This is a genomic window from Actinomadura sp. 7K507 (assembly GCF_004348425.1).
Taxonomy (GTDB): domain Bacteria; phylum Actinomycetota; class Actinomycetes; order Streptosporangiales; family Streptosporangiaceae; genus Spirillospora.
On sequence record NZ_SMKK01000306.1, the window covers coordinates 1 to 9,518 of the forward strand.

A 9,518-nucleotide genomic window follows, 5' to 3' on the forward strand; every position below is an offset into this window, starting at 1 on the left:
CTTTAGGGTGCCGTGAGGCGCCGGCGTCGCGGTGTGGGGTTTCAGGGTGGGATGACGTGGGCGGCGGCGTTGTGCGCTCCGGTTTCGCGTAGCCAGCGGCGCCTGGCGTTGCATCTGGCGGCTGCGGCGGCGTCGGCGGTGGTCTCGTCGGCCGGGGTGTCCGGTGGTTCGGGGACCGTGTCTTCGGCGCTGCCGACGTGGCAGGCCTTTTCGTCGCCGGTTTCGATGACCCGCTTTTCGTAGTCGGGGGGCCAGCGCAGCAGCATCCGGCGGCCGCAGGTGGGGCAGGCCCATTCCTCGAGGCCGGACTCCTGGGTCCGGACCATCCGCATCTCGTGCGTGCTGTACACGACGTGGCCTCCTCGACCTTCGCGGGTTCCGGCTACCGGGGTGTTGCCTAGGTGATTGCCCACGTCAAGCTGATTAAACGGTTCAGGCAAGGGTCTTTAAGGTCGTTGCACGGATGGTTTTGTTCCATCCGGAACCTCGGGTGTGGGGTGGAGGGCGTTCCGGACGGCGGCGCCGATCTCGGCGATGGCGCCGGCGGGTCGCCGCGCGAACGCGCCCCAGCCGAGGTATCCGTGGTCCAGGCCCGTCCCGGGGATGAGCGTCACGGGGACGCCTGCGGCGCGCAGCCGGGCGGCGTGCCGTTCGGCTTGGGGGCGCAGCCGGTCGTGTTCGGCTGTCGCGATGATCGCGGGGGGCAGGCCGCCCGGGTCGGGGTCGAGCAGCGGCGACACGTCGGGGCGGGTCGGGTCGGCGCCGCGCAGGTAGGCGCGCAGGGCCCGGTCGACGCCCGAGGGCGGGAATACCAGGCCGTCGGGGTCGGGTGGCTGCGGCGGGTCGCGGCGCAGGTCCAGTGCCGGGTACAGCAGGACCTGCAGGACGGGCCGCGCCGGGCCGGGGACGCGTAGCCGCCCGGCGGTGACCGCGGCGATCTGCCCGCCGGCGCTGTCGCCGGCCACGCCGACCCGTCGGGGGTCCAGGCCCAGTCCGGCCGCGTGGGCGGCGACCCAGCGGACGGCGGCGGCCGCGTCGTCCGGCGCGGCCGGGAACGGGTCCTCGGGCGGGCGGCGGTAGCCGACCGACATCCAGGCGACGCCGCTGGCCGCCGCCAGCGCCCGTACCACCGGGTCGTAGGAGTCGATGTCGCCCAGTACCCATCCGCCGCCGTGGAAGTACACCAGCACGGGCGCCGGCCGGTGCGCGGCGGCGGGCCGGTAGAGCCGTGCGGGCAGCGGCCCGGCGGGGCCGTCCACGATCAGGTCCTTGACCGTGTCGACCGGTGGGCGCGGGGATCTGGCCAGGTCGGCGGCGTGGTCGCGGCGCGCGTCCTGGAGCCCGTTGCCCGGCGCGGCGGGTTCGGTGAGGCGGCGGCGCATGAACGCCAGGTATTCCGGATCGCGACCCATCGGTTCCTCCCGGCCCGGCGCCAAGGGGCGGCTTTCCGCGCGGCGGACCGGCCGGGGCCGCGGGGGCCGCACCTACGATCACACACTTGTCCGGTCCGGCCAAGGGCGCGGCCCGGTGATCGTCTCCGCCGCCGTGTCCGCGGTGTCAGCGGGGTGAGGGCGCGGTGGGCGGGTGCCACCGGTAGAGCATGTCGGCCTGCCGCAGGACCGCGGTGGGGCCGAGGGCGCCCGCCAGGCGCATCAGGCCGTCGCGGACCGCGACCGGCGCGGCGCCCGACAGGGCGGTCATGCGGGCGATCTGGTGGGAGCGGCGCATCACCGCCGTGGTGCGCGGAACCCGCGCGGCGGTGTAGGCGGGCGGCCCGCCGCCCGCGGTGACCTCGTGCGCCAGGACGACCGCGTCCTCGATGGCCTGGCAGGCGCCCTGGCCGAGGTTCGGTGTCATCGGGTGCGCGGCGTCCCCCAGCAGAGCGACGTTCCCGCGGTGGAACGCCTTCAGGGGTGCGGGCAGGTCGTGGACGTCGTTGCGGAGCAGTGCGGACGGGGGTACGGCGTCCAGCAGCGCGGGGATCGGGTCGTGCCAGCCGGCGAACAGGCGCCGCAGCCCGTCGCGTTCGGCGGCGTCGCCGGCGGCGCGGGCGCCCTGCGGGGCGCGGGCGGTGGCGTAGAAGTAGGTGCGGCCGCCGGCCAGCGGGGTCATGCCGAACACCTGGCCGCGTCCCCACGCCTCCCCGGGTGTCACGCCGGGCACCGGGTCGTCGACGACGCCGCGCCAGGCGGTCAGGCCGGTGTAGCGGACGGGCCGGTGCCCGGGGAACAGGGCGCTGCGCACGCCTGAGCGGATCCCGTCGGCGGCGACGACCAGGTCGGCGTGGTGTTCGGTGCCGCCGGCGGTGACGGTGCCGGCGGGGGACACCGACGTGACGTGGGAGCCCAGGTGCAGGGCGCCTTCGGGGAGGCGTGCGGTGAGCACGGTGGCCAGGGTGGAGCGCAGGAGGGCGACGATGGGGTCGCCGTAGCGGGCGGCGGCGGCCTCGGCGGAGGTGCGGCTCAGCCAGGAGCCGTCGGGGCGGCGGACTCCGCCGTCGCCCTGTATGGCGGCCAGGTCCCGGACGGGGTCGCCGGCGCCGACGGTGTCCAGGGCGCGCAGGGCGTTGGGGCCGATCGCCAGGCCTGACCCGGCCGGTTCCAGGGATGTGGCGCGTTCGTGCAGGTGCACGTCCCAGCCGTGGCCGTGCAGGGCGGCCGCGGCGGTCAGCCCGCCGATCCCCGCGCCGATGACGATCGCGTGCGGCATCGTCTGGACTCCCCTCGTGGACTACGGGCGTAGTCGATACTACGCCCGTAGTCCACGAGGGTAGGGTCGGGGGGGTGATCTCACCGCGCGCCCGGCTGGTCGCCGACACCGCCATCGCCCTGCTCGCCGAACGCGGTATGCGCGGCCTGACCCACCGCGCCGTCGACGCCGCCGCCGGCCTGCCGCCCGGGTCGGCGTCCAACCTGGCCCGCACCCGCGCGGCGCTGCTGGAGCTGACACTGACCCGCCTCACCGAGCTGGAACGCGACCACTTCGCCGGCGCGGCCGGCGCGCCGGCGTCCCGCGGCGTGTCCCGGGAGGACGCCGCCGCCGGCCTGGCCCGCCTCCTGCGCGCCCAGCTGACCGGCGACCGGCGCCGCGCCACCGTCGCCCGCTACGAGCTCGCCCTGGAGGCGACCCGCCGTCCGGAGCTGCGCGTCATCTACGACGAGGCCGGACGCGGGTTCCGCCGCATCGCCCGTGCGCTGATGGCCGCGGCCGGATCCCCCGACCCGGACACGCACGGCGTGCGGCTCGTCGCGTTCGCCGAGGGCCTGATGTTCGACGCCATCGCCGGCGCCGGACCCGAACCCGGCCCGGACGAACTGCGCGCCGCCATCGCCGGGTACCTCGACGGTGTCCTGCCCGCCCCCGGGCACCGCCCCGGCGGGAACGAGAAGCCGGAGGACGGGAAGGTGTAGGCGGCGGTCCCGCCGCGCCGGAAAATCCGTTGCGACCGTCCGCGCGGCGCGGCAGTCTGACTCGTGCGGACGCCGGAACGCCCGGCCTGGCAGCCCCCGGAGGGAGTGGTCATGACCTGTCGCCGCGGCGATCGGACCCGGACCCGGACCTCCGGGCGGGCGGCCCCCTGGACACCCGCGTGAACGATCACGCGCGGCGGCCGCCTCCCACCCGGGACGCGGCCCTTTTCTCGTTCACGACCTCGTAGCTCAGCGGCCAGAGCACCGGCCCGTCACGCCGGATGCCGTGGGTTCGAATCCCATCGGGGTCGCACGGCCCGCACGGCGGGCCCGTGACGTCGTAGCCGAGCGGTCAGGCGGCGGTCTGCAGAACCGTCTCACGTGGGTTCGAATCCCACCGGCGTCTCCGGTTCCGCCCCCGCGTCACCCTGGGGGCGGGGCCCCGGCTCCCCGTAGCTCAGCGGACAGAGCGCCGGCCTCCGAAGCCGGAAGCCGCAGGTTCGACTCCTGCCGGGGAGGCGCCCGACCGCATCGAACGCGCGGCGTGCCCGGCGGAAGGGGCTAGCGGGGCAGGACGGCCACCGCCTCGACCTCGACGAGCTGGTCGGCGTACCCCAGCACCGCCACGCCCAGCAGCGTGCTCGGCGGGTCGTGCGGCGCCATGGCGTCCCGGTACACCTCCCACGCCTCCACCAGGTCGGCCTGCCGCGACGACGCCACGTACACGGTCGTCTTCGCCACGTCCGCCGGCGACGCCCCCGCGCCCTCCAGCGCCGTCCGCAGGTTCCGCATCACCTGACGCGCCTGCCCGGCGTAGTCGCCGACCGCGACCGTCGCGCCCGCCTCGTCCAGCGGGCACGCGCCCGCCACCCACACCGCCCGCACCGGCGTGTCCGCGACCGCCGCGTACGCGTAGTCCACGGCGGCCAGGCCCACGTCGCGCACCAGCCGCACACCCGGAACCCCCATCGGCCCCCCCTTCGTCGGTGATCCGGTCTGTCCAACGCCCCGCCCGCCATGATCGTTCCGGGGGGCGCGGCGTCCCGGTCACTGGGTGATCTTGGCCAGGAAGGCGTCCAGGTTGGCGTGCAGGCGGGCGACCTTGTCCTGCGGGGTGAGGGACTCCTCCAGGTCCCGGCCGGCCACGGACTCCTTGCGGCCCCGCACGTACAGCGAGCAGTCCAGGTCGGCGCACAGGTAGCGGCCGACGGTGTCGCCCTGGCGGCCGGCGGCGCCGGCGCGGCGCGCGGTCATCAGCGCGACGCCGCCGCCGGTGCGGGTGGTCAGGCACAGCGAGCACATGCTGCGCGAGGTGAAACCGCGTCCGCCGCCCGAGGTCACCCGGAGCGCGACGCCGACCAGCCGGCCGCCGCGCTCGGTGATCAGGTGGGCGCGCTCGGGCGCTCCCGGGTCCCGCCAGCCGAGGAAGTCCAGGTCGTCCCATGGCCGGGCGTCCAGGTCCCTGGGGAGCCCGAGCCGCTTGGCCTCGCCCTTGGAGCAGTTGACGAAGGACGCGCGGATGTCGCTCTCGGTGATCGCCCTCATGGCCGCGAGGCTAGTCAACCTGAGTCTGTTAGGCAAATTCCTAAATGACTTAGGTTCTGCTTGGATGGGTCCATGGCACGCGCGGGGGTGAACGCCGAGCGCCTGACCCGGGCGGCGGCGGAACTGGCCGACGAGATCGGCTTCGACAACGTCACGGTCACGGCGCTGGCCCGCGGCTTCGGCGTCCGGGAGGCCAGCCTGTACTCCCACGTCCGCAGCATGCGGGACCTGCGGGTCAGGGTGGCCCTGTTCGCGCTCGCCGAACTCGCCGACGCCGCCGCCGCGGCCCTGGCCGGACGGTCGGGCAAGGACGCCCTGGTGGCCTTCGCCGACGCCTACCGCGACTACGCCAGGAGGCACCCGGGGCGGTACGCCGCCAGCCGGTTCAGCCTCGACCCCGAGACCGCGGCGGCCAGCGCGGCCGTCCGGCACGTGGAGATGACCCGGGCGATCCTGCGCGGCTACCGCGTCCCCGAGCCCGACCACATCGACGCGATCCGGCTGCTGGGCAGCACCTTCCACGGGTTCGTGAGCCTGGAGGCGGCGCAGGCCTTCCGGCACTCCAGCGACGCCCGCGGCACCGACGCGTCCTGGTACCGGATCCTGGACGTCCTCCACGCCGCCCTCACCGACTGGCCCCCCACCTGACCCGCCGGGCTCCGCCGCCGACCGGATCCACACCCGGCTGAGGGGCATCGACGCCTGCGCCGCAGACGCCTTCCCGGGGCCTGGTCCGTCAGCTCCCCGCGAGCATCTCGGCGGTCGCCAGGAACGGGCGCGCCAGGTCGTCCAGACCCAGGTCCAGGCAGTACAGGCCGCTGGAGACGCGTTCGAGATACCCCCACTCCCAGATCGCGGTCTCCTCCAGCCCGCTCCCGGAGGCCAGCAGGGCGCAGTACCGGCGGGCCAGCGCCGCCGGGTCGCGCGCGGCCAGCAGCTCGGCGCACCATCCCCGCAGGACGACGCCGAGATCGTAGGCGGGGTCGGCGGCGAACCCGTCGGGGTCGACGAACACGAACCCCGACTCCGCCCCGGCCCTGGGCGAAGGCACCGACAGCGCGTTGCCGGGATGCGGGTCCCCGTGCACCACGACGCACCGGCCCGGCCCGGACGCGGCCGCCCGCCGCCCGGCGAACCGCAGGGCCTGGCGGACCACGCGCTCCGGGCACGGCCGGCCGAGCCGGTCCCAGAGCCGCTGCACCAGCCGGCCGAGCTCACCGGCCTTGTCCGGCGCCGGCCCCGCCGCCGGATCCGGCGGCACACCCCACGCCTGCCCGAGCGTCCGGCACAGCGCGGCGATCATCTGCTCGGGCGGGAGGCCCAGTTCGTCCATCGGCGGGCCGAGGGCCTCCTGCAGCATGGCGCGCCGGGCGGCGTCGTGGGCGAGCAGGCGCACGTACCCGCGGCCGTGCGCGGCGGCGATCGTCCTGATCTGGGCGGCGCCGCCGTGGGCGGGCAGCGCGATCTTCACCACGGCGTCCCGGCCGCCGTCCGGGCCGCCGACGCGGACCCGCGCGACATACGCCGCGGTGCCGCCCGGCAGCGCCGGGCCGACATCGGTGATCGCCCATGCGCGCCGCAGCCCGGCGACGACGCCCGGCAGCTCGTCCAGCCACCGCGCCCCCCGCTCACCCAGGCGGGCGGCTTTGCGCCGGACCGCCGGCGGCAACTCGATCATCGCCTCGCCCATTGCGTCCACCCCCGGATCGCCGGGCCTGCCGAGCTCGTGGAGGTGCCGGTCCCGGGAAGGATAGGCGGGGCGGCGCGAGACGGGCCGGCAGCCGTCGAGACCGGTACCCGTGCGGCGCTGGAGTCACCGGCTCGCCGATCCGCCCGCGCCCCGCCGGGCCCCTCCGGCAAGATGATCACGGCCGCCGGTCCCTCGGCCACGGCGCGGCGGTCACGGGAGGGCGGCGGCGATGCTGTCCAGGACGCGGTCCAGGCCGTAGCGGAAACGTTCCTCGCCGGTCATGTGGGGCAGGCGCGCGTCCCTGACCACACGCTCGAACATGGGGTGGGCGCCGGTGTCCAGCAGTTCCCGGACGTAGGGGCCGCTGCGCGTCATCCACATCTCGGGCGTCATGCCGCTCTGGAGGTTCTCCCGCGCCCACTCGATCTCGCCGCGCACGACGTGCTCGACGTAGCCGTTCAGCATGTCCAGCATGGTGAGGGCGTCGTCGATGGGGATCCCGACGTCCAGCGCGCCGATCGCGAACTCCATCAGCCGCAGCTGGTTGGGGCCGAGCGTGGGGCGGGGGCGGTGCAGGCCGGCCAGCCAGGTGTGCCGCAGCCACATCGCGCGGGTGTTCCCGGCGATCAGCGACAGGTCGGCGCGCCAGTCGCCGGACGGGCGGGCGGGGACGTCCATCTCGGCCAGGACGTGGTCGAGCATCAGCTCGATCAGGTGGTCGCGGGAGGGGACGTAGCGGTACAGCGACATCGCGCCGGTTTCCAGCTCGGCGGCGATGCGGCGCATCGAGGCGGCCTCCAGGCCGTCGGCGTCGGCGATGCGGACCGCCGCCCCGGTGATCTGCGCGCGGCTGTAGGCGGGGCGGGGGCCGCGGCCCTGCCGCTCCGGGATCGACCAGATGCTGGCGTGCTCGCCGCGGGTCACCGGACCTCCTCGTCCTCTTTCCGGACATCCTAGTTGCGTACGGCGTACCCGGTTGTTTACGCTGGCGCACCTGACCGCGTACACCGTACTCAGAGGGGGCGTCGTGACGGACGAACCGATCGTGGCCGCCGAGGCGCTGCGCAAGCGCTACGGCGCCACCCAGGCCCTGGACGGCCTCGACCTCGCCGTGGCCGCCGGGACCGTCTGCGGGATCCTGGGCCCCAACGGCGCCGGCAAGACCACCGCCGTGCGGATCCTGGCGACCCTCGCCGACGCCGACTCCGGGCACGCCCGCATCGCCGGGTACGACGTCGCCCGCGACCCCGGCCGGGTGCGGGCCCTGATCGGGCTGGCCGGGCAGCACGCCGCCGTCGACGACAGGCTCACCGGCCGCGGCAACCTGCGCATGTTCGGCCGCCTGTACCACCTGTCCCGCCGCGACGCGCACCGCCGCGCGGACGAGCTGCTGGAGCGGTTCGGGCTCGCCGAGGCCGCCGACCGGCAGGTCAAGGGCTACTCCGGCGGGATGCGCCGCCGCCTCGACCTGATCACCAGCCTCATCCTGGCGCCCCGGGTGCTGTTCCTGGACGAGCCCACCACCGGCCTGGACCCCCGCAGCCGCGGCGAGATCTGGGACGCAGTCCGCGACCTGGCCGCCGGCGGCGCCACCGTCCTGCTCACCACCCAGTACCTCGACGAGGCCGACCGCCTCGCCGACGACATCGCCGTCATCGACCACGGCCGCGTCATCGCCACCGGCCCCCCCGACCGGCTCAAGGCCTCAATCGGCGACCGCCTCGACGTCGTGCTGGACGACCCCGCCGCCGCCGGGACCGCCGCCGGGGTCCTGCACGCCCTCGCCGGCGCCCACCCGGCCCTGGACGGCGCCCGGCTGTCGGTGCCGCTGGCCGCCGGGACCGTCCGGCTCGCCGACGTCGTCCGCGAACTCGACCGCGCCGGGGTCGCCGCCGGCGACGTCGCGCTGCGCCGCCCCACCCTGGACGAGGTGTTCCTGCGCCTCACCGGCGCCGCCGCGGCGCCCGGCGAGCCCGGCGACGAGGCCGCCCGATGACCGCCCCCGTCCCGGCCGCCGCGGCCTCGCGCGCCGGGCGGCTGCGCTGGACGCTCACCGACGGCCTCACCCTCGCCGGGCGCGAGCTGTCGCGGCTGCGCCGCGAACCCGGCGAGCTCATCGCCATGCTGATCGCCCCGGCCGTCATGGTCGTGCTCTTCGGCTACGTGTTCGGCAGCGCCATCGCCGTCCCCGGCGGCGGGAACTACCGCGAGTACCTGATGCCCGGCCTGTTCGCCATGGTCACCGTCACCTCCACCGTGGCCGTGACCATGCGCGTGGCCACCGACGCCTCCCGCGGCGTCATGGACCGGTTCCGCTCCATGCCGATGGCCCGCTCCGCCGTCCCGTTCGGGCACACCGGCGCCGACGCCCTCAGCGGCGCCCTCGGCCTGGCCGTCATGGCCTGCGCCGGGCTGGCCGTCGGCTGGCGCGCCCACAACGGCCCGTGGCCCGCCGTCGGGGCGTTCCTGCTGCTGGCCCTCATGCGGTACGCGCTGAGCTGGGCCGGCTGCTACCTCGGCCTCGTCGTCCGGAACGAGGACAGCGCCGACAGCCTCATGCCGCTGGTGTTCCCCGTCACCATGCTGTCCAACGCGTTCGTGCCCACCGGCGGCATGCCCGCCCCGCTGCGGGTGATCGCCGACTGGAACCCCGTCAGCGCCCTGGTCGCCGCCTGCCGCGGCCTGTTCGGCAACCCCGGCGCACCGGCGGACGGCGCGGCGTGGCCGCTGGCCCACCCCGTCGCCGCCACACTCGGCTGGTCCCTGCTCCTGCTGGCGGTGTTCGTCCCGCTGACGGTGCGGGCCCACCGGCGCCGCGGCCGCTGAAACCGGGCCGCTGAAACCGGGCCGTGGCCGGCGGCGCGCCGCCGGCC

Annotated in this window: 11 protein-coding genes and 3 tRNA genes; 7 read left to right on the forward strand and 7 right to left on the reverse strand. The window is 75.9% G+C overall.

The genetic code is table 11. From position 1 onward, the window contains the following. Positions 1 to 41 precede the first annotated feature (41 nt). The 3 genes from E1285_RS40310 to E1285_RS40320 form a co-directional block, all read right to left on the reverse strand. Positions 42 to 350 (reverse strand): hypothetical protein, encoded by a 309-nt coding sequence (locus E1285_RS40310; protein WP_132159873.1) that lies wholly within the window; start codon positions 348 to 350, stop codon positions 42 to 44. Between the two features lie 96 nt (positions 351 to 446). Then, positions 447 to 1,412 (reverse strand): alpha/beta hydrolase, encoded by a 966-nt coding sequence (locus E1285_RS40315; RefSeq protein ID WP_132159874.1) that lies wholly within the window; start codon positions 1,410 to 1,412, stop codon positions 447 to 449. Positions 1,413 to 1,557: 145 nt separating this feature from the next. Beyond that, positions 1,558 to 2,709, reverse strand: a complete 1,152-nt coding sequence (locus tag E1285_RS40320) for an FAD-dependent monooxygenase (RefSeq protein WP_132159875.1) — start codon at positions 2,707 to 2,709, stop codon at positions 1,558 to 1,560. 74 nt (positions 2,710 to 2,783) lie between these two features. Between E1285_RS40320 and E1285_RS40325 the strand changes: the two genes are divergently transcribed. The 4 genes from E1285_RS40325 (at position 2,784) to E1285_RS40340 (ending at position 3,929) form a co-directional block, all read left to right on the forward strand. Beyond that, positions 2,784 to 3,410: a TetR family transcriptional regulator C-terminal domain-containing protein gene (locus E1285_RS40325; protein ID WP_132159876.1), complete on the forward strand. Its 627-nt coding sequence runs from the start codon at positions 2,784 to 2,786 to the stop codon at positions 3,408 to 3,410. A gap of 238 nt (positions 3,411 to 3,648) precedes the next feature. After that, positions 3,649 to 3,721: transfer RNA gene (locus tag E1285_RS40330), tRNA-Asp, on the forward strand. Positions 3,722 to 3,744: 23 nt separating this feature from the next. After that, positions 3,745 to 3,816 (forward strand) — tRNA-Cys (locus tag E1285_RS40335). A gap of 40 nt (positions 3,817 to 3,856) precedes the next feature. Continuing rightward, positions 3,857 to 3,929: transfer RNA gene (locus E1285_RS40340), tRNA-Arg, on the forward strand. A 42-nt stretch (positions 3,930 to 3,971) separates the two neighbouring features. Here the strand turns inward: E1285_RS40340 and E1285_RS40345 are convergent. Next, positions 3,972 to 4,379: a RidA family protein gene (locus E1285_RS40345; RefSeq protein ID WP_132159877.1), complete on the reverse strand. Its 408-nt coding sequence runs from the start codon at positions 4,377 to 4,379 to the stop codon at positions 3,972 to 3,974. A 78-nt stretch (positions 4,380 to 4,457) separates the two neighbouring features. Further along, positions 4,458 to 4,955 carry an FBP domain-containing protein gene (locus E1285_RS40350; protein ID WP_132159878.1) on the reverse strand — a complete coding sequence of 166 codons (498 nt, stop codon included), beginning with the start codon at positions 4,953 to 4,955 and terminating at the stop codon, positions 4,458 to 4,460. A 72-nt stretch (positions 4,956 to 5,027) separates the two neighbouring features. Between E1285_RS40350 and E1285_RS40355 the strand changes: the two genes are divergently transcribed. Further along, positions 5,028 to 5,603, forward strand: coding sequence for a TetR-like C-terminal domain-containing protein (locus tag E1285_RS40355; protein WP_132159879.1), 576 nt, complete (start codon positions 5,028 to 5,030; stop codon positions 5,601 to 5,603). Positions 5,604 to 5,691: 88 nt separating this feature from the next. Here E1285_RS40355 and E1285_RS40360 read toward each other — a convergent pair whose 3' ends face one another. Together E1285_RS40360 and E1285_RS40365 are read right to left on the reverse strand one after the other, a co-directional pair. Continuing rightward, the gene (locus E1285_RS40360; RefSeq protein WP_132159880.1) at positions 5,692 to 6,645 is read right to left on the reverse strand and encodes an aminoglycoside phosphotransferase family protein; all 954 of its coding nucleotides are present in this window, start codon (positions 6,643 to 6,645) and stop codon (positions 5,692 to 5,694) included. 210 nt (positions 6,646 to 6,855) lie between these two features. After that, the gene (locus E1285_RS40365) at positions 6,856 to 7,569 is read right to left on the reverse strand and encodes a TetR/AcrR family transcriptional regulator (RefSeq protein ID WP_132159881.1); all 714 of its coding nucleotides are present in this window, start codon (positions 7,567 to 7,569) and stop codon (positions 6,856 to 6,858) included. Positions 7,570 to 7,672: 103 nt separating this feature from the next. Between E1285_RS40365 and E1285_RS40370 the strand changes: the two genes are divergently transcribed. Together E1285_RS40370 and E1285_RS40375 are read left to right on the forward strand one after the other, a co-directional pair. Next, positions 7,673 to 8,641 carry an ATP-binding cassette domain-containing protein gene (locus E1285_RS40370; protein ID WP_243723390.1) on the forward strand — a complete coding sequence of 323 codons (969 nt, stop codon included), beginning with the start codon at positions 7,673 to 7,675 and terminating at the stop codon, positions 8,639 to 8,641. Next, positions 8,638 to 9,471, forward strand: a complete 834-nt coding sequence (locus E1285_RS40375) for an ABC transporter permease (protein ID WP_132159882.1) — start codon at positions 8,638 to 8,640, stop codon at positions 9,469 to 9,471. Before E1285_RS40370 ends, E1285_RS40375 begins: the two co-directional genes overlap by 4 nt. Positions 9,472 to 9,518 lie beyond the last annotated feature (47 nt).